The organism is Acinetobacter sp. YK3, assembly GCF_001729365.1.
GTDB classification, from domain to species: Bacteria; Pseudomonadota; Gammaproteobacteria; order Pseudomonadales; family Moraxellaceae; genus Acinetobacter; species Acinetobacter vivianii.
In genome coordinates this window covers 1-20352 of record NZ_LZPJ01000003.1, presented here as the reverse complement: position 1 = coordinate 20352, position 20352 = coordinate 1, and the positions used below count along the sequence as shown (strand labels likewise).

Sequence of the window (20352 nt, the reverse complement as noted above, 5' to 3'; positions counted from 1 at the left end):
CCTACTTACAAACTTTTATCGTTTCAACAATGCTTTTAAATTGGCAAGATACTGCTGCGCTTGCTCTTTTGGATCAACATTCGGCGCCAGTTTCTTTTTACGACCATGCCATTCCAGATCATCTTGTGGCATTTCGTCTAAGAAGCGACTTGGTGTCATCTGACGCATTTGTCCACCGTTCTTACGCTGTTCTGCCAGTGTCAAAGTCAAACCTTGACGCGCACGGGTAATTCCCACGTACATCAAACGACGTTCTTCTTCGATGGTTTCTGATGCAATCGAGTTCTTGTGTGGTAACAGTTCTTCTTCCAGACCAATCATATACACATAAGGGAACTCCAGACCTTTTGCCGCATGCAAAGTCAACAAGTTCACTTTATCGGTGTCTTCTTCTTCCTGTTGCTGCTCAAGCATATCCAGCAGTACCAGTTTACGAATCACGCTTTCAATATTTTTCTCATCGACATCGTCAGTACGATTCAATAAGTTTTGAATACTGCTATATAAACTTTCGATGCTATCGAGCTTGGTTTTTTCCTGAGCAGGTGTTGCCGCCTGTTCACGAATATAATCGATATAACCTGCTTCATTGATCATCTGACGAACCTTTGGCATCGGCTCATCATCGTCAAGTAACTCACGGGTAAATGTCGCAATAAAATCAGCAAACTCATGCAATTGTGTAGCAGCTTTCTTCGGTAACACCATGCTTAATCGCTGGTCAGAAGATGCTGTGAGCAAAGACAAGGTATTTTCTTGGGCAAATAAACCCAGCTTTTCCAAAGTTACAGGCCCAATCGCACGTTTTGGCGTATTAATAATACGTAGGAATGCACTGTCATCTTCAGGGTTAATGATGAGACGTAAATAGCTCATCACATCCTTAATCTCTGCACGCGCGAAGAACGACTGACCACCCGACAGTTTATAAGGGATTTGCATCTGACGTAATTGGGTTTCAATGACACGCGCCTGAAAGTTACCGCGGTATAGCACCGCATAGTCTTTCCAGTTTTTACCGTTCATCAATTTGTGCGTGATCAGGTCTTTGACCACGCGTTCTGCTTCGTCATCGTCATTTAAACAGGTAATGACACGAATGGTTTCGCCATGACCTTTATCACTCCACAATTTCTTATCGAAAATATGCGGATTGTTCTCAATCACGGCATTGGCCGCTTTTAGAATACGACTGGTTGAACGATAGTTCTGCTCAAGTTTGATGACTTTTAGATTATGGAAGTCATCCTTCAATAACGCCATGTTTTCAGGCTTTGCACCACGCCATGCATAAATGGACTGGTCATCATCACCTACGGCGGTGAACTGCCCCATAACCCCAACCAACAGCTTAACTAGGGTATATTGCGCAGTATTGGTATCCTGATATTCATCGACCAGTAAATAGCGAACGCGGTTTTGCCATTTGTCACGTACTTCAGCATTTTCCTGAAGTAAACGTGTCGGCATCACGATCAGGTCATCAAAGTCTACGGCGTTATAGGCACGTAAGTTACGTTCATAAAGCTGATAAAGATGTGCAAACTGGACATCTTCAACCGTTTCACAAGTGGAATGTGCTTGTTCTGGAACGATAAGATCGTTTTTCCAGTCTGAAATTTTCTTCATTGCCTTGGCAAGAAGTTCTTTACTCTCTGCCCCTGACAAATTATCGCGCTGCATCAAATCCATCAGGATTCGCTTACAGTCATCCGCATCTAAAATAGAAAAGTTGTTTTTAAGCGGTAAATGTTTTAATTCAAGACGAAGTAAATTCAAACCAAAAGTATGGAAGGTCGAAACCGAAAGTCCTTTTGCCTCTTCACGTGAAAGCAATTTACCTACACGTTCTTTCATTTCACGTGCAGCCTTATTGGTAAAGGTCATTGCCGTAATACGATAGGCTGGAATACCACATTGTTGTACCAAGAAAGCCACTTTTCGGGTAATTACTGAAGTTTTACCCGAACCTGCACCTGCGAGTACCAACAAAGGCCCCTGAACATATTTCATGGCTTCAAGTTGCTTGTCATTAAGTTGACTGGCAGATGACATTGGTTATTCCTCTCTCGTTTCCGAGCCTGATTTTTCGAGCACAATTATAGACATCTATGTTTTAGAATCCCAATAGTAAATCTAGGGATATGTATAAATTATGATGTTTCAATTTTTAATAACGACACTGATTGTCGCTCAACATAAAAAGTATCGTTAGTATCTTGATTTTAATTATCTTAAAATAGCTTTTTGACTCAAAAATAAATCAAGATTAGCTTCAAACGTCTATACTTATTAAGGATTTGACATGAAATTTCTAGCGGTAATTGCCCTAATAACAGCTCTCTCTGCTTGTGCAACAACCCCCACAACAATTGAAAGTGCAAATGTTGTGCCTCCCCAAAGAATCTATCAACAAACGTATTTTACAGAACATAAAAATAGTATTGAGGCTAAAGTTGTTTTCTTCCGGGATAAAGGACTAACAGGCTTTGGTTGCTCATATGATCTATATATTAATAATCAAAAATCTTTTTCACTCAAACAAAATGAACAAGCAACAATTTTCTTAAAACCTGATTCATATATTTTTAGACTTGAGACTAGCAAAAATAGTCTTTGCCCCACTATTGTAGATTCACAAGAAGCAAATATTAAGTCGAATGCTGAATTAGAATACAGAGTATCTCTACCCTCGGATGCAAATGCCCGTCTAGTCAGAATCAAATAGTCAGTTGATAAAGTTCTTAGAAAAGTATTCTTCATTTGACAAAACATTCCTTTTCAAATCCCAATAAAAAAAACCACCCGAAGGTGGTTTTTTAGAAATCAGTAAAAATTACTGTTTTGCATAAATGCTGATTTCTACACGACGGTTTTGCTCTTTACCAGCAGCAGTCGCGTTTGAAGCGATCGGGTTAGAAGAACCATAACCTTGCGCATCGATACGGCTAGAAGATACACCTTGACCAGCTAAGTAGTTTTTAACTGATTGAGCACGTGCTTGAGATAATGGGATGTTGATTGAATCGTTACCCGTATTATCTGTATAACCAGTTACAAGAATCGCACTCTTGTTATCTTCACCTAAAGTTTGCGCTACTTTGTTTAAAGTGCTGTAGAAGTTAGGTTTGATGTTTGATTTGTTTGTATCAAAGGTAATGCTACCAGGCATGATTAACTGAACAGAACCATCTGGGTTACGGCCTACTTCTACGCCTGTACCAGCCATTTGCTCACGTAATTTTTTCTCTTTATTGTCGAGATATAAACCACCAGCAGCACCAAGAACAGCACCGATTGCCGCAGCACGGTTGTTTTGTTTACTTGTATTTGCGTTACCTTTAGATACGCCATAACCTGCAGCTGCACCAATTAATGCACCTAGAGCAGATTTGTCATATTCTACGCCACCGATGTTATTACCTGTAGTTTGGCAACCAGAAAGTACCAATCCAGCCCCTACGAGTGTTGAAATTACTAATGCACGCATTGCGTAGCTCCTGTCTATGTATTTTGTTGTCTGGACAAATAATGAATGAGAAAACTGGCCTAGACCATTGATATTTTGTTAATAATAAACACTTTATTTGTATTTTTGTAATATTTTGATGCATTTTACTTGAATAAAGCACCATAATTTCTTCATGTTCATGGTTTTCACACAATAAATATTTTATGTGACAATCATCACATACATGAAAATCCGCTTTCCCTCCTTCAAAAATCACATTTAATCGGAAAAAGCAGTGTTAACCCGCCTAAATATATAAAAATTGTCAACATCTGAAAATATACAGTTGTATTTCAACATCTGTTGTTTATAGTTGGAACATCTCTTTTTTCAAACATCTGCACTCAAGGCTCGATTTATGTCTAACGCCAATAAAAAAGCGTCCTTATTGCAAAAAGTCAGTAAAGGATTAACCGTTAGTTCAGTCATTACAGGAAGTACATTTTTTCATGGCCCACCTGTACTGGCATTAGGTTTAACGAAATTATTTAAAAAATCATCAAAAGTAGACGAAACCAATATTCAGATTACCAACAGTTGGTTAGGGGTAAATAACTGGTTAATTGACAATGTATTGCCAGATTTACACTGGGATATCAGTATTGATAAAAACCTCGACCTGAATCTGCAAGGTCGATATATGATGATGTGTAACCATCAAAGCTGGGTCGATACTACAGTCAATCAGTATTTTGGCCTAACCCGTATGCCACTGACCCGCTTCTTTACCAAATGGGAACTTATTTTTATTCCATTTGTCGGGCAAGCATTTAAAATCCTCGGCTTCCCGATGATGAAACGTCATACCAAAGAGCAAATCGCGAAGAATCCCGAACTAAAATCACGCGATATGCTGGAAGCACGTAAAGCCTGTGAACAGTTACTTAGTCAGCCTTTTACCTTACTCAACTATTTAGAAGGGACCCGTTTTACTCCTGAAAAACATGCTGCACAGCAATCCCCTTATCAAAACCTGCTTAAACCTAAAGCAGGCGGTCTTGCATTAGCATTAAATATTCTTGGGGATAAAATTGATGCATTGGTCGATATGACTATTGTTTATCCAGACGGTGCGCCTGGTTACGGCGAATTCTGGCTCGGTGATGTGTCTCGTATTGCAGTAGATTTACGTAAAATAGATATTCCAGAGTGGGTACTTGGTGGTAATTATGAGGATGATCCCGTTTATCGTGAACGCTTCCAGAAATGGGTGGATCAGATCTGGACTGAAAAAGACCAGCTCATTAGCCAAATGAAAGCCAAATACCAGCAATAGTTTCAAAAGGAATTGTAGTAAGACATGACCCAGCAGGACTCAGGAAAGAACTCTAAATATAACTATGTCAATCCGAACAGCAAATTCTTTAAGCTGTTTTTGGTCTATGACATTTTTATGGTCTTTATTATTGTTTTTAACCTGTTCTGCTTAGGCATGAACTTTTTCTTGATGAGCAATATCGGGTCTTGGTTTTTTAATACCATCCAACTCCCGACGGTGCTGGAGTTTTATCGAACCCATTTACACCCGTGGGTAATTACTACTGAAGCGTGGTTTATTATATTTTTAATTGTAGAACTGGTCATTCGCTGGTTTCTTTCAATTGTACAAAAACACCATGCACGCTGGTGGTTCTTCCCTTTCATTCACTGGTATGAAATTCTTGCGGTGATCCCGCATTTCCGTTTTTTACGTTTATTCCGTGCCGGGATCATCGCTTATCGTTTATATGAGCTGGGCTACAAAGTCGTACCAGATGGAATCCGGATTAAAGCCGTCTTTTATTATCGCGTGGTCATGGAAGAATTATCAGATCGTGTCGTCATCACCGTGATTGATGGCATTCGTCATGAGCTGCAAACCAGTTCACAGCACAAAAAAATCATTCATGATCTGGTTGATCATCATCGACAACTGTTTACGGTCACCTTGGCTTCTCTGCTACAAGAGTCTCTTGCAACAGCGTTACAACAACAGCAACCTTTAATTACTGAAAAAGTCGGCATTATTGTCAATCAAGCCATTGAAGATACGCCTGAACTGACGCAACTCTTACGCCTGATTCCGATTGTTGGGGGAAGAATCGAGCAACAGATTCAAAGTATTGGTCAACGTTTAGGTGAAAATATCAGTGCGGGTTTGATCGAGCCATTTACGGCAGGCTCAACTCAACGACCAAATGAAAATTATCAATATATTGCAGAGCAAGTCAGCCAGTTGAATATTGATAATCAATATCTGGAAGAACTGGTCGAATCTGTCGTATTTGAAAGCCTTGAAGCGATAAGAAAACAAGTAAAAGTGAAGCAATGGCAGCAGATTTTGCAAGAATCTGATCAATTGGATAAAAAAGCGGAATGATTACAAGAAAAATTACCAATCGAGCTAGAGAATTCGTGTAATTTGTTCTAGCATTTGCTTTTATTTACAACTGCTTTAACACAATAGAGCGCTTAAAAAGCCCTGAAGGATAAATTATGGCTGATATACGGATTACGGGCAGAATGGTGAATTTTAGTCGACTCACGTTCGACACAAATGACCATAATGCAATCCGACAGCAACTTACCAGCACGCTGAATGAAGGTTCTTATATCGGTACATTGGTCATTATTGACAGTACTGTTGAGCAAGAACTGATTGCATTAATTCAGCTTTTGATTGATCTAGGTTTACAGCCTATGGCTGTGATTGATGGCATTCTGGGTGATGAAGCCCGCGCCATTCAATTCCCTGTTCTACCCGTAGATCAGCCATTGCAACGTATCAAGGCATCTAAAGAACAGGTGGTTGATCCAGCTCCAGCGAAAGCAGCGGATAATTCAGCAATACAAACACCACAAAAAAACACATCGAATGCATATATCACCTCGTATCATGATGAAATTTTGCGTACAGGCCAATGTTTGGTGCAAGATCAGGGTGATATCATTTTAAATGCAGGCATGAATAGTGGTTCGGAAGTCATTGCATCTGGAAATATTCACATTTATGGCAATGCTCGTGGTAGAGTCATTGCAGGTGCAGGTGGACAAGCTGCAGCACGTATTTTCTGCCACTCGTTAGAAGCCGAATTAATCTCGATTGCAGGAACCTATTGTGTTGCAGATGATATTCCAAAAGATATGATCAAAAAGTCTGTACATATTTATTTAAATAACAAGCAAGAACTTGAATTTGAGGCCTTGCAGTTTTAATTTATCTCATTAAACACCAAAAAAGCCCTTTTAGGGGCGTATGACCATAAATAGGAGTGGATTCGGTGGCCAAAATTGTTGTCGTAACGTCAGGCAAAGGTGGTGTAGGTAAAACTACAACAAGCGCATCTTTTGCAACAGGTTTAGCCCTACGTGGTCATAAAACTGTTGTGATCGATTTCGATGTGGGTTTACGTAATCTTGATTTGATCATGGGCTGCGAACGCCGTGTAGTTTATGACTTTGTCAATGTCATCAATAATGAAGCTCGCTTACAACAAGCACTCATCCGTGATAAAGATATTGAAAACTTATATATTCTCCCTGCGTCACAAACCCGCGATAAAGATGCGTTGAGTGATGAAGGTGTTGCACGTGTGATCGACGAACTTTCTCAAGAATTCGACTACATCATCTGTGATTCACCTGCTGGTATCGAGCGTGGTGCGATTTTAGCAATGTATCATGCAGATGAAGCGATCATTGTGACGAATCCTGAAATCTCATCAGTACGTGACTCTGACCGTATTATTGGTATGCTTGATAGCAAGACCAAAAAAGTTGAACAAAACGAAGGTCGTATCCGTAAGCATTTATGTATCACCCGTTTCAATCCGGAACGTGCTGATAAACAGGAAATGTTAACGATCGACGATATTTCTAAAGATATTTTACGTGTGCCGACTCTGGGTGTAATTCCTGAGTGCCCAAGCGTACTTCAAGCATCAAACGAAGGTAAACCAGTGATTCTCTATTCAGAAGAAAAAGCTGGACAAGCGTATGATGACTTAGTGGCTCGCTTCCTTGGCGAAGACCGTCCTTATCGACACATTGCAGTACAGCCAAAAGGTTGGTTAGCTAGACTATTTGGAGCGTAATTATGGCAGGATTCTGGAGTAAACTTTTTAGCAGTGATGAAAAACCATCAAGTGCACAAACTGCCAAAGATCGTTTAAAAGTTATTGTTGCCTCTGAACAAGGCTTGGGTCGTCGCTTAGGCCAAGACAAAATCGACCAAATGAAAAAAGAAATCATGCAGGTCGTGAGTCGTTATGTTCGTGGGGTGGATGAACAGCATATTCAAATGCAGGTTCGCTCAGAAGCAAACATTGAAATGCTAGAAATGAATATCAATTTACCTGAAGATCGTTAGAAGTTTTTTCATTAGCGATTTTTCGTAAATAAGGGCAAAATACGTCGTAGAATTTGAAAAGTATAACTTTTCTTTTCCCTCCCCACTTGAAGCCTAGCTTCTAGTGTTGCGGCAGGGAAAAGCGATACTTCTCTCATCCTGCCTCATATTTTGCCTTTATTATTTTATAAGACTGAGGAGATTGTCATGGCATTATCACAGCCAGCAACTTTCAATGAAGAATGGTCAGATGAGCGTGTGTTTGCCTACCTTAACCAGCTTCCTCCAGCTGGCGTAAATGCCGACTTTCATGTACTTTATCATGCCTTCAAACATATGCGCCCAAATGACTATGAGCGCTTGATTACCAAGTTTTTGGCAGATGGTCGTGACTTGAATGCAACCAATCCTGAAGGCCAACGCATTCATGATGTGATTGCACAATTTCCTCGCCAGAAAGAGGGTTTTCTGGAAGTTTTAGCGAAATTTGCTTAATCAATTCTAGAATAAAGGCCACATAATTTATCAATATCAACAAATTGAAGCGTAAATTATGTGGTTTTAATTTAAATAATGATATTTTTGACATGCTCTGATTAATAACTCCAACTCATAATTTTTATATTTTTAACCTCTCTATTCTAAGAAAGACAATGACTGACCAAAACACAAGCGTAATTGAAAATGCTCCTGTAAATCATCATCTAGCAGATTTAACCATCATTAGCCTAAAGAAATTTATCTTTTTATCGGTTATCTCTTTAGGATTATATGAACTGTGGTGGATCTTTAAAGCATGGCGTTTTCTGGCACTAAAAGATAATTTAAATATCATGCCTGCTGCCCGAGCTATTTTTTCTATTTTCTTCTTATATTCACTCTTCAAGAGAATCAGGGAATATGCCAAAGAAAAAGATTATGCTCAGGATTTCTCTCCAGGCTGGATGTATGTCGGCTATCTCGTTTTCGCTCTCTTGCTGGCTCGCTTACCTGACCCTTATTGGTTAATTTCTTCGCTCAGTTTTGTTTTCCTTGTCCCCGCATTTTTAGCACTCAATGATGCAAAAAGACAGTCGCATGAATTCAATGTAGTAATACAGGAAAAATTTAATACTGCTCAAATTATTGTCATTATTATTGGCTCTATCTTCTGGATACTCTTATTGATGGGGTTGTTTCTTAATATTGAATAATGAAAGCATGACGAATAATCCATTTATAAAAAAGCCTGCATGATGCAGGCTTTTTGATGTTTTGATTAACGACTTCCAATCAGATAAACACCCAATAAGGTAAATATCCCACCAGACACGCCATCAATCCATTTTGCAAAATTTTGGTATGCATTGCGGAATGTCGGTAGAGAAAATACAAAAGCGACCAAGACAAACCATAGAATTGTCTCAATCGAAACAATAATAAAAAGTAGAGAATGGTGCTGATCAAATAAAGGATTTGCCAAAAACAGTGAGAAGACACTGCCGAAGTAGATAATCGCTTTAGGATTGGAAAGGTTGGTCAACAAGCCTTTCATAAAGAATAAATAAGGTGACTGAGGTAAGCTAATTGGGTTTATGGTTTGATTATTTTTAGAGAAGGCAGAGCGAAGCATTTGAAAGCCGAGCCAACACAAGTATAGGCCACCCGCAATAAGCAGTCCTTGTTTAAGCCACGCCATTTTTTCAAAAATAATATTGAGTCCCATCAAAGCAAGGAGTGACCACAGCATTGCCCCTAAACAAATGCCTAGTACCACCAGAAGCGCTTCTTTACGAGAGCGGCTAATAGCCGTTTGTGAAACCAGAAAAAAGTCTGGTCCTGGTGTAATCAATGCACAGAAATGAATAAAAATTAGTGTACTTAATGCAACTAACACGACTCACCTCAACGTTGAGATTTTAAAGGGCAAGCTTAAATAAAAAATGTGATTTTTACCACATAAAAATACGAAAATCTAAAGCAAAAAAGCCTCTATAAAGAGGCTTTTTTTAGTCATAATTTTCGTTAAACGAGAATATCTCGCTTACCATTGGCACCCATCGAGCTTACGATTCCATTCTCTTCCATCTGGTCAATGATCCGTGCTGCGCGGTTGTAACCTAAACTAAATTTACGCTGCAATGAAGAGGTTGATGCTTTACGTGTTTCTAAAACGAAAGAGACACATTGATCATAAAGTGCATCTCGGCTCGGATCACCATCACCATCTTCGAAACCACGCGATGAAGGCTCTTCATCAAATGGCGTGAGAATCTCATCCACATAATCAGGCTCACCACGTTCGCGCCACGCGTCACAAATACGGTTCACTTCATCATCGCTAATGAAGGCCCCATGTACACGCTCAGGCTCAATTTTACCAGGGCCGAGGAACAACATATCACCATGACCGAGCAAGTCTTCTGCCCCACCCGCATCCAGAATGGTACGCGAGTCAATCTTACTGTTCACACGTAATGCAACACGCGTTGGAATATTCGCCTTGATCAGACCCGTAATAACATCCACAGAAGGACGTTGTGTCGCAAGTAAAAGGTGAATACCTGCGGCACGGGATTTCTGTGCCAGACGGGTAATCATTTCTTCAGCCTTTTTACCGACCTGCATAATCATGTCAGCAAACTCATCGGCCACGATCACAATTGAAGGTAACGGCGTTAAACGCGGCGCACGCTCACCCACAACTGAATCACTGGCTTTCCACGTTGGATCAATCAGGTCTTCGCCGTTGGCAATCGCTTCTTCAACTTTACGGTTATAATCACTGAGCTTACGGATTTTCAGGAATGACATCAATTTATAACGGCGTTCCATCTCATTTACACACCAGTTTAATGCGCTAACAGCATCTTTCATGTCGGTTACAACAGGTGTAAGTAGATGAGGAATATCGTTATAGTTGGCTAATTCAAGCTGTTTTGGATCGATCAGAATCAAGCGAAGCTGGTCTGGTGTATATTTCAGCAACATCGACAAAATCATCGAGTTCACTGCAACCGACTTACCAGAACCTGTCGTTCCCGCAACCAACATATGCGGTGCTTTGCCGAGGTCAGTAATGACAGGATTGCCTGAAATGTCTTTACCCATCGCCATAGAGAGCAAACCAGCAGGGTCTTCAAAAGCTGGCGTTTTTAACAGCTCAATCAACCGTACCATTTCACGGCTACTATTCGGTACTTCAATTCCGATATACGGTTTTCCTGCAATCACTTCAACCACACGAACAGATGCCATCGACATTGAACGTGCCAAATCCCGTGAAATATTGGTCACTTTAGAGGCTTTTACACCCGGCGCAAGATCCAGTTCAAAACGGGTAACGACTGGGCCAGGTTGAGCTTCGACCACTTGCGCTTTGACATTAAACTCTTGCAGTTTGATTTCTAGCAATTCAGAAAGACGTGCTAATTGCTCGGCAGTGAAGTTCACCTTTTTGTTTGGATCAACTTCATCCAGCAATTCCAGACCTGGTAAGGTTGGCAAATCAAGACGTTTTTTCGCCACTTGCATCGCACGCGACATCGGACGACCAAATGCATCTGTTAATGGTGCATCTAAATCAAAATCTTCTTCAATATCCAAATCGGTTTCAGGCTCTGCCTTACCCGCAGTTTCTTGCCATGCTTCGATAAAGGCTTCTTTAGACAATGCTTCTTTTGGTGCATTTGATACTTCAATCGGCGCTTTTACAAAAGCAGACGATTGCGCATAACTTGTGGTACGCGGAGTGGTTTGTTCACGCTCCTCTTCGACCAGAAGATCATTAAACTCATCAGTCTCTTCAGCAACAAAATTATGTTTGTCTTCTTGAAGTGGATTTTGCACAGCAGCGCTGTGATTTTGAGTCGTATTCACCTGATTAGACTCACTAATCAAAGCTTCAATATCTGCTTCAAACTCGTTTTCCTGCTCAACAGGTGTGTGTGTCATTGCTGGCACAGCCTGAATGATCGGTGTATGCGCATCTGTTGCTATTTTACTGTTTGGTACCGCAGCCAATAATTCATCAAAGATCTGGTCATCATTCCAGTCCAGATTGCTAGGATTGGCTTTTTGCGTGACTGCTTCAGCATGTGCTGCGGGTTCAAGCTGAGGCGCTACATGGGCTGACTCATCAGCAGCACGCAGTAATGCATCAATTTCCTGTTTATGGCTGGCATCATCATGTTGTAATGCACGCCATACTTCACCTGTTTTCACTAAACGCTGGCTTTCAGTTTCAAATTGATGCGCACGCTGTAAAGTTTGCTCAAAGTCATCATCAGGCGCAGTTGTTTGTTGTGGCTCAGCGCTTTGTTGCTGTTCTTTCGCAACCACATCGGCAAATAATTTTTCTGCCATGAGTTGATGATGTGAATCATCAATTTTAATTAGCTTGGCTTGAACCTGATTGGTCTTGGTCTGGTTTTGATCATCCGAGCTTTCAGTCGCAGCTTGGGCTTTACTTGTTACAGCTGGAGTTTCAGCGGGCGTCAACTGCTCCGTTAAATCATATGCAGATTCATTTTGTGGTACGTTTTTATAGAATAGATCTTGAAGATACGCTGGGGTATTTTTCAATGTTACCCAAGTCTTGTTCCACTGAATGCCAAAAGCCAAAGTCAGCAACAAAATACTGAATGCGAGTAAAAACAAGGTCGCGCCATAAATCGTCAGCAACTGAGATAAGCTAGCACCCAGCTCATAACCAATGATACCGCCAGCTGCATTGTCCAAAGTATCTGCGGGCATGTTCCAGTGCAAATACAACAAACTTGAAATCGAAAGAATTAAGAAAAACTGGGCAGCATAACGAAATGGGCGGTTCAGAAAGCTTCTTGGCCACCAGACCTGAATGGCTTCTATAAACAGGAACAAAGGAATAAGCAAACTCGCCCACCCCAGAAATCCAAAGAGTAAATCTGCGATCCAAGCACCTGCCACACCGCTTGCATTCGAAACCTGTTGGGTATCACTGGAAATGTGCATCCACCCAGGATCAAACGGTGTATAAGTTACTGTGGCAAGAAATAAATAAATGCCAAAGGAAATCAAAAATAATGTCATTAAAAAGCGTTGTGCATAAACACTTGACACCGCAGTCATATACAGTCCTGTAACCCAATTCGTTATTTGTTGGTATCTTTTAAGGTCTAACTTACCTTAATCAATAAGTTTTATATTATGCACTCGTTCTTACAAAAAAGATGCACGATTGTTTACTGTTGTTGTTAACATTCTGCACTGATATAGCCCAATTCGATTGAGTTAATCAATATTATCCGGATCGATTTACCCCACTCCCCTCTCGATTCACGTATAATTTTAGCAGTTTCAATATAAAAAGGATGTTCTTTAATGAGCGCTCGTCACTCACGGTTAATTATTTTGGGTTCTGGTCCTGCAGGTTATAGCGCAGCAGTCTATGCAGCACGTGCTAACCTCAAACCGACACTCATTGCTGGTATACAACTTGGTGGTCAATTAACGACGACGACTGAAGTTGATAACTGGCCTGGTGACCCTGAAGGATTAACTGGTCCTGTACTTATGGAACGTATGCAAGCTCATGCAGAACGTTTTGGTACAGAAATCGTCTATGATCATATCAATGAAGTTGATCTTAAGACTCGTCCATTCGTCCTCAAAGGTGATATGGAAGAGTACACATGTGATGCGCTGATTATTGCAACAGGTGCAACTGCACAATATTTAGGTCTTGAGTCTGAAGCAGCTTTCATGGGTCAAGGTGTAAGCGCATGTGCAACCTGTGATGGTTTCTTCTATAAGAACCAGAATGTCATGGTTGTTGGTGGCGGTAACACAGCAGTTGAAGAAGCACTTTATCTTTCGAATATTGCAGCACATGTCACACTAGTTCACCGTCGTGATAGCTTACGTTCAGAAAAGATCTTGCAAGATCACCTTTTTGCCAAAGAAAAAGAAGGCAAAATCAGCATTATCTGGAATCATCAGGTCGATGAAGTCTTGGGCGATAATACAGGCGTAACCGCTGTTCGTATTAAATCAACTCAAGATGAAAGCACTCAGGACGTTCAGGTACAAGGTCTGTTTGTTGCAATCGGCCATAAACCAAATACGGGTATGTTTGATGGTCAGTTGAATTTACGCGATGGCTATATTCAAGTACACAGTGGCACGGCGGGTAATGCAACGGCTGCTTCAATTGAAGGTGTATTCGCTGCAGGCGATGTTGCAGATAGCGTTTACCGTCAAGCGATTACTTCAGCGGGTTCAGGTTGTATGGCAGCCCTTGATGCAGAGAAATATCTCGATAATTTAAACTAATCGGGCCACAATTTAAAAACCACCAGACATTGGTGGTTTTTTTATGGCAGCATCCCTACAATCAAAAATGATGACTTTTTAGACAAAGCTGCTTTTTTAATAGATAGAAATACATTGATGAATAGGATAGATAAATGACAACGACCTGGACAAATGGCTATCAAACAGAAGTGAATTATACCTACGGTTATTATCGAGATCTCAGCCCGAATTTCCAAAAGTTTTGTTTATTGCTCAATGGGATCGATAGTCCAGACTTTCAGGAAAATCAGAATCACTGCGAACTTGGATTTGGGCAAGGCGTCAGTATTAATATTCATGCCACCAGCAACCAATCCAGCTTTTATGGCACCGACTTTAATCCAGCACACGCTGCGCATGCCAATCAACTGGCAGAACAAAGTAAGGTTGAGCATTATTTTTATGACGACAGTTTTGAAGAGCTACTCAACCGTCAAGATTTACCCATGTTTGACTCGATCAGCTTACATGGTATCTGGAGCTGGATTAGCCATGAAAACCAGCACATTATTTTAAAATTTATCCGTCAGTTCTTAAAGCCCAATGGCATTGTCTATATCAGCTACAACTGCGTCACAGGCTGGGCAGCCAATATGCCAATCCGTGAACTGTTTCATAGTCATTTCAAATTTAATAGCAAAAGCACCAATCCCCTACAAAAGGTCAATGAAGCGCTCAGCTTTAGCGAGGACCTGCTCAAACAGAATCCGATTTTTGCACAACGTAATCCAAATGCGGTTCAGAAAGTTGCCGATCTTAAACAACAAAATCCCAACTACTTGATCCATGAGTATCTCAATCAAGACTGGCAATGCTTCTCTTTCCAGCAAGTCGTACGGACTCTAGATGAGATCAAATTATCTTATGCAGGCTCTACTGATTTAAATACCCATTTAGATAGCATTAACTTCTCAGAGGAACATCAGAACTTTTTAAATGCGATAGAACATCCTATTTTCAAAGAACAATGTCGCGATTATTTTGCCAATACCCAATTTAGACGCGATTTATTTATCCGTGGCAAGAATAATTTGACCCCATTGCAAGTTCAGGAGCGTTTGAGAAAGACCGCTTTTGTCTTACTGACCGCTAAGGAAAAACTGCCTCATAGTATCAATGGACTTTTAGGAACATTTAATTTAATTGAAGATATCTATACCCCGATCGGCAATAAATTTGCAGAAGAAAACTATCGTCCAATCACCATTGCTGAACTAGAACAAAGTTTTCCTGAACTGAATTACGCCCAAATTCTCAATGCTTTGGTGATTTTATCGCATCTAGGTTTGGCTCAACCCTGCCAGACACTAGAACCGAATAATGAAATAATGCAACAAAGTCATCGCTTAAATCATTATTTATTGGAACAGGCGAGTTTTCATCAAAACTATAATGTCTTAATTAGCCCGATTACAGGTATCGGTATTCCAGCCGATCATTTCCAGCAATTGTTCTACCGCGCACATTTCATTGATGGCTTAGAATCAGCAACTGAGTTTGCAGAGTATGTTCAAAATGTCATTAGCCAACTCAACTGGCTGGTACTGGATAGTGAAGGCAAAACTGTATCTGATCGAGAAAAGAGTCTAGCGGTCATTCAAGCCAAGGCTCAATTTTTCCTAGACAGCAAAAAGCTGCAAATTGCCAAACAACTGCGCCTGTTTAGTTAAAGGCATAGTGCGAATGGCAATCTTCAAGATTGCCATTCCTACTCAGTTCAGTTAGTTTAGAATCATTCCTATTTACTTTCTTTGCTATGCAACAACTTCCACCCTCACAATATATTTTTCCAGATCCTGTAGAAGCAGATCCAGAAGGCCAAGGCTTTATCTGTATCGGTGCTGATCTCAGTCCGTCTACATTATTTGAAGCCTACACACACGGTCTGTTCCCCTGGTTCAATGAAGATGAGCCGATCTGCTGGTGGAGTCCTGAACCGCGCTGTGTGATTGAACCACAACAGTACAAGCCGAGTAAGTCACTCATTCGCAATATGAAAAAGCATGATTACCGAATTACCATTAACCATGCTTTTGAAGATGTTATTCGTTCCTGTTCCTTACCGCGCAGTTACGCCAATGAAACTTGGATCAGTGAAGACATTATTCAAGGCTACTGTGACTTATTTAAAGCGGGTTATGCCTATAGTGTGGAAGTCTGGCAACAAGAGAAACTGGTAGGTGGCTTATATGGTGTCACCATAGGCAAAGGCTGTTTTGGTGAGTCGATGTTTAGTACTGAAACCGATGTTTCGAAAATGGCGTTCTATACCTTGATGCTGATCGGGCAGGAAAATCAGCTTCCGTGGATTGATTGCCAACTGGTCAATGATCATCTTTTAAGCCTTGGTGCGAGTACACTTTCTCGCCAAGCCTATCTTAAATCGTTACAAGATGTAATTATTGCCCCCTCTATCAATTGGAAAAGTTATCAAGAACGTGTATTTTCAAGTAAAACAATAGCAGTTTTTAGCACATTAGACGGTTAACGGATTAACACCTTGGAGGGACAGATTAATGAAATCATACCAACCCAAGTCCCTTTTAAATGACTTACAGTACTACATTACACCACCGCATGATTGTAGTTATCTCGATAATAAATCTGCACGGATGGTATTTCTTGACCCGATTCACCGTATTGATGTGGTGACATTATCAGAACTTTCTCGGGTCGGTTTTCGTCGTAGCGGTGATTTTGTTTATCGTCCTGAATGTCACTTATGTCGCCAATGTCTATCTTGCCGCGTCCCTGTTCAGGAATTCAGCATGAATAGCAGCCAGAAAAAGGCATGGAAACGTAATCAAGATTTAGAAATGAGTATTTTGCCGACCTCGCAAGCCACTCAGCAACACTATGACTTGTACGAACGTTATATCAATGAACGCCACTCAGATGGTGATATGTATCCCGCCAGTCTAGATCAATTTGAAAAATTTCTGGTGCATAGCTGCACAGAAAGCTTCTTTATCGAACTCTGGAAAGACCAGAAATTAATTGCCGTCTCAACCTGTGATTTGATGGATGACGGTCTTTCTGCAGTTTACACCTTCTTTGATCCAGATGAACAACGCCGTTCACTGGGCGTATTCGCCATCCTTAAACAGATTGAATATGTACGCAGCTTGAATCTGGATTATTTATATCTGGGTTATTGGGTACCGCATTCAGATAAAATGAATTATAAATCGCAATATACACCACTCGAATTATTACTGGATGGACAATGGCGCAGACTGAATCGTCCACTCTCAGACAATGAAATTCATCAATTAGGAAATTCATTGATGAGTACATTACCTTCCGAGTGGAATAATTTAATTATTAAATAACGCCGCAAAATCATCTGTGCATGTCTTGACCATAATCACGGCATGCTCTCTGGAACCATCAGGATTAGGATAATAATTTTTGCGCAAATCAATTTGATGAAACCCAGTCTTTTCATACAGTCGAATAGCCGCTGTATTACTTTCACGCACTTCTAAAAAAATCTGAATCGGATTGTTCTTTAACTGCTGAATAGAATCATCCAATAAAGCATAACCAAGTCCTTTGCCCTGCTGACTTGGATGAATTGCCATAAGTAACAGGTTTGCCTCGTCCAGCACAGGTTGCAAAATACAAAACCCCACCACCTGATTGGCTTGCTCATACACAGTACATTGATATGAAGCTAAAGATTCCTGAAATTGTTGCTTGCTCCATGGATGTGTTTGCACTAAGCGCTCAATGGCTACCACACTTTCCAGATCACGCTCCTGCATCAATCGAATCACAATCTTTCACTCTATAAAATACTGATGCAGATTATCGACAATTTCAGCTAAAAATTGAATAAAAAAATGGGCAGTTTTACTGCCCGTTAGAGTTAACTCAGATTAAAACCTAATTCGGCCCGCCATTTATTCAGTAATTCAGTCGTATCATCGTCATTTGGATGGAACTTCGGTCTCAAGAACGAAAGTAAAGTTGGAATCTGACGCGTCATAAAACCTTTATAACCATACATAAATTTCAACATGTATCGGGTATCACGCCATGTCAACTTACCATCGACTTTCAATAGCTTTGCGGTGAAATAAGATTGGGTAATAAAGATCAGGCCCATCGCGATAACCAAGGCCAATGACCGCATAAAATAGGCTTTAGCGCCCTGCCCATACATCGATTCATACACATCAAAGGCTACTGCTTTATGTTCATTTTCTTCGACCGCATGCCACATCCATAAATGGTACATGGTCTCATCCATAAACATCGCTTGAATGTCTGGATTACTCAATAATTCTTCAGCAATGGTCGAGGTAAAGTGCTCTAAAGCACACGTACCAGTCAAACTGATCATTTCTTTGGTGAAGCCGAAAGGCTTTAAGAGTTTAGATGTTATACCGATGGTTCGATTAATCAGGCGCCCTGTTTGCTCTTCCATCTCACGGACATTGTATCCATAAGCCTGTGCGGACGCATTGAAGGCCAAATGCTCTTTCGAATGCATAGCTTCCTGACCAATGAAAGCACTGATTTCTTTCTGCAATCTAGGATCAGCCAACTTAGGATCGTTACGCACTGCACGCGTACTATTCACAAAGAATTGTTCACCTTCTGGAAATAGTGCTGAAAGCGCAGTCATAAAATGTGTTAAGGCAGCATCTCCATTTGCCCAATAACGTGGCACTTCACCAAATTCAAAATCCATTCGGCGTACAGGAAAACTGGCGCCAGCTCGGTTTGAAATATTGACTTTAGCATTCATACCCTTTTCTCCTATCCGTGAATATTCTTCATAAACCATATCTGATACTTCTTTTATACGCCCTTTTCAGTGCATCGAATAAGTGCAGATAAGGTCAGAAAAGCATCATCTTAGGACATGTCGTCACACTGAAAATCATGCATGAAATGAAAGAGTAAAAAAGAAAAAGGGCAATTAAAATTGCCCTTTTAAATCGATTTATTTGAAGATAAGAAAATTAGAAACCGAGTTTCGCTTTCCAGTCTTTTAACAACTGTACCGTATCCAGATCATTTGGATGGAAGCCTGGTTTAAAGTAAGCCAGCATCTCGCCTGCCATACCAGTAATAATCCCTTTTGAAGGACTATAGCCATATTTATAAATCATCGCCAATTCTTTAAAGTTCAGCTTTTTATCTTGTTGAAGCAAACGTAGAGTAAAATAGGATTGAAGAATAAAAATCAGGGCCATCGCAAAAACCAGCGCAGAGGTACGCAAGCTATAAGCTTTTAAACCTTTGCCAAATACGGCTTCATAAACATCATAAGCTACGGCTTTATGCTCATTTTCCTCGACTGCATGCCAGAACCACATATACGACATGGTCTCATCGGTCATTAAGTCCTGAATATGCTGATTACGCAATAATTCAGAAGCAATGGTCGCGGTGAAATGCTCTAAGGCTGTTGTTGCGGTGAGGTTGACCATTTCTCTGGTCATACCAAATGGTTTAACCACTTTAGAAAAATTCTTTAAGGCAAATTGAATATAACGCCCAGTGATTTGCTCTAAAGTTCTTACATCATGACCATATTTTTGTGCAGAAGCATTAAAGTTAACATGCTCTTGTGTATGCATGGCTTCTTGACCAATAAACGCACTGATTTCTTTTTGTAGTTCTTCATTGTCTTTAATCGCTGGGTAGTAACGAACTGCACGTACCGCATCAATAAATAATTTCTCACCATCTGGAAACAGTGCAGATAAACCTGTCATGAAATGGGTTAAACCTGCTGAACCATCCATCCAGTATTCTGGTACTTGATCGAAATCAAAATTCATACGACGGACTGGGAAGCTTGCACCCGCACGATTTGAAATATTTACTTTAGCATTCATGCTGCCAACTCCTTTTTCAGTGAAACATTCCACTGAGCACTTTTATTTGTTTCTTGCGTTTTATATTACGTTTTTATGCAAATCAAATAAGTGCAGTTTGGGACAGCAAGCTATCAGTTAAGGACACTCTTACAAAAGGATTGTCTAACAATAGGCAAAAAAAAAACACCCCAAAGGGGTGTTTTTTTATCACTCTAGGCGATTATGCAGTTACTTTAGCAACAACACCAGCACCTACAGTACGACCACCTTCACGGATCGCAAAACGTAGACCTGGGTCCATTGCGATCGGGTGGATTAACTCTACTGACATTTCTACGTTGTCACCAGGCATTACCATTTCTACG

At 40.5% G+C, this 20352-nt stretch carries 19 protein-coding genes and 1 pseudogene; 12 read left to right on the top strand and 8 right to left on the bottom strand.

Going from position 1 to position 20352, the window contains the following annotated elements; all coding sequences use genetic code 11:
• Window positions 1-15 precede the first annotated feature (15 nt).
• Window positions 16-2055 carry a DNA helicase Rep gene (gene rep, locus A9Z07_RS00725; RefSeq protein WP_004655168.1) on the bottom strand — a complete coding sequence of 680 codons (2040 nt, stop codon included), beginning with the start codon at window positions 2053-2055 and terminating at the stop codon, window positions 16-18.
• 250 nt (window positions 2056-2305) lie between these two features.
• Between rep and A9Z07_RS00720 the strand changes: the two genes are divergently transcribed.
• Window positions 2306-2728 (top strand): hypothetical protein, encoded by a 423-nt coding sequence (locus A9Z07_RS00720; protein ID WP_005256391.1) that lies wholly within the window; start codon window positions 2306-2308, stop codon window positions 2726-2728.
• A gap of 108 nt (window positions 2729-2836) precedes the next feature.
• On the opposite strand, the gene A9Z07_RS00715 is transcribed toward A9Z07_RS00720, so the two are convergent.
• The gene (locus A9Z07_RS00715; protein WP_004770962.1) at window positions 2837-3490 is read right to left on the bottom strand and encodes an OmpA family protein; all 654 of its coding nucleotides are present in this window, start codon (window positions 3488-3490) and stop codon (window positions 2837-2839) included.
• A 379-nt stretch (window positions 3491-3869) separates the two neighbouring features.
• Between A9Z07_RS00715 and A9Z07_RS00710 the strand changes: the two genes are divergently transcribed.
• The 7 genes from A9Z07_RS00710 to A9Z07_RS00680 all read left to right on the top strand — a co-directional run bounded on the left by A9Z07_RS00710 (window position 3870) and on the right by A9Z07_RS00680 (window position 9031).
• Window positions 3870-4787, top strand: coding sequence for an acyltransferase (locus A9Z07_RS00710; protein WP_069576203.1), 918 nt, complete (start codon window positions 3870-3872; stop codon window positions 4785-4787).
• A gap of 24 nt (window positions 4788-4811) precedes the next feature.
• Window positions 4812-5870, top strand: a complete 1059-nt coding sequence (locus tag A9Z07_RS00705) for a hypothetical protein (protein WP_069576202.1) — start codon at window positions 4812-4814, stop codon at window positions 5868-5870.
• A 116-nt stretch (window positions 5871-5986) separates the two neighbouring features.
• Complete coding sequence (gene minC / locus A9Z07_RS00700; protein ID WP_047431926.1) at window positions 5987-6706, top strand: septum site-determining protein MinC; 720 nt, start codon at window positions 5987-5989, stop codon at window positions 6704-6706.
• A 65-nt stretch (window positions 6707-6771) separates the two neighbouring features.
• Complete coding sequence (gene minD / locus A9Z07_RS00695; RefSeq protein ID WP_004770954.1) at window positions 6772-7584, top strand: septum site-determining protein MinD; 813 nt, start codon at window positions 6772-6774, stop codon at window positions 7582-7584.
• Window positions 7585-7586: 2 nt separating this feature from the next.
• Window positions 7587-7859: a cell division topological specificity factor MinE gene (gene minE, locus A9Z07_RS00690; RefSeq protein ID WP_004655180.1), complete on the top strand. Its 273-nt coding sequence runs from the start codon at window positions 7587-7589 to the stop codon at window positions 7857-7859.
• 186 nt (window positions 7860-8045) lie between these two features.
• Window positions 8046-8333, top strand: coding sequence for a PA4642 family protein (locus A9Z07_RS00685; protein ID WP_004770953.1), 288 nt, complete (start codon window positions 8046-8048; stop codon window positions 8331-8333).
• 158 nt (window positions 8334-8491) lie between these two features.
• Window positions 8492-9031 (top strand): hypothetical protein, encoded by a 540-nt coding sequence (locus A9Z07_RS00680; RefSeq protein ID WP_069576201.1) that lies wholly within the window; start codon window positions 8492-8494, stop codon window positions 9029-9031.
• A gap of 65 nt (window positions 9032-9096) precedes the next feature.
• Here A9Z07_RS00680 and rhtC read toward each other — a convergent pair whose 3' ends face one another.
• Both rhtC and A9Z07_RS00670 read right to left on the bottom strand, forming a co-directional pair.
• Window positions 9097-9714 carry a threonine export protein RhtC gene (gene rhtC / locus A9Z07_RS00675; RefSeq protein WP_005256380.1) on the bottom strand — a complete coding sequence of 206 codons (618 nt, stop codon included), beginning with the start codon at window positions 9712-9714 and terminating at the stop codon, window positions 9097-9099.
• A gap of 128 nt (window positions 9715-9842) precedes the next feature.
• Window positions 9843-12926 carry a DNA translocase FtsK gene (locus A9Z07_RS00670; protein WP_069576200.1) on the bottom strand — a complete coding sequence of 1028 codons (3084 nt, stop codon included), beginning with the start codon at window positions 12924-12926 and terminating at the stop codon, window positions 9843-9845.
• Window positions 12927-13178: 252 nt separating this feature from the next.
• On the opposite strand from A9Z07_RS00670, the gene trxB reads away from it, so the two are divergent.
• The 4 genes from trxB (at window position 13179) to A9Z07_RS00650 (ending at window position 17482) form a co-directional block, all read left to right on the top strand.
• The gene (gene trxB / locus A9Z07_RS00665; RefSeq protein WP_005256378.1) at window positions 13179-14129 is read left to right on the top strand and encodes a thioredoxin-disulfide reductase; all 951 of its coding nucleotides are present in this window, start codon (window positions 13179-13181) and stop codon (window positions 14127-14129) included.
• Window positions 14130-14263: 134 nt separating this feature from the next.
• Window positions 14264-15820, top strand: a complete 1557-nt coding sequence (locus A9Z07_RS00660) for a class I SAM-dependent methyltransferase (protein ID WP_069576199.1) — start codon at window positions 14264-14266, stop codon at window positions 15818-15820.
• An 86-nt stretch (window positions 15821-15906) separates the two neighbouring features.
• Complete coding sequence (aat, locus tag A9Z07_RS00655; protein WP_062846865.1) at window positions 15907-16638, top strand: leucyl/phenylalanyl-tRNA--protein transferase; 732 nt, start codon at window positions 15907-15909, stop codon at window positions 16636-16638.
• 28 nt (window positions 16639-16666) lie between these two features.
• Entirely contained in the window at window positions 16667-17482 is an 816-nt protein-coding gene (locus A9Z07_RS00650; RefSeq protein WP_005256372.1) for an arginyltransferase, read from the top strand.
• Here A9Z07_RS00650 and rimI read toward each other — a convergent pair.
• The 4 genes and pseudogenes from rimI to A9Z07_RS17520 form a co-directional block, all read right to left on the bottom strand.
• Window positions 17468-17929: a ribosomal protein S18-alanine N-acetyltransferase gene (gene rimI, locus A9Z07_RS00645; RefSeq protein ID WP_171254691.1), complete on the bottom strand. Its 462-nt coding sequence runs from the start codon at window positions 17927-17929 to the stop codon at window positions 17468-17470. The genes A9Z07_RS00650 and rimI overlap by 15 nt on opposite strands.
• Window positions 17930-18021: 92 nt before the next feature.
• On the bottom strand, window positions 18022-18906 hold the full coding sequence (locus tag A9Z07_RS00640; RefSeq protein ID WP_047431905.1) for a metal-dependent hydrolase: 885 nt from the start codon (window positions 18904-18906) through the stop codon (window positions 18022-18024).
• Window positions 18907-19123: 217 nt separating this feature from the next.
• Window positions 19124-20005: a metal-dependent hydrolase gene (locus A9Z07_RS00635; protein WP_004770935.1), complete on the bottom strand. Its 882-nt coding sequence runs from the start codon at window positions 20003-20005 to the stop codon at window positions 19124-19126.
• Window positions 20006-20207: 202 nt separating this feature from the next.
• A pseudogene (locus A9Z07_RS17520) lies at window positions 20208-20352 on the bottom strand (elongation factor Tu); the annotation flags it as partial.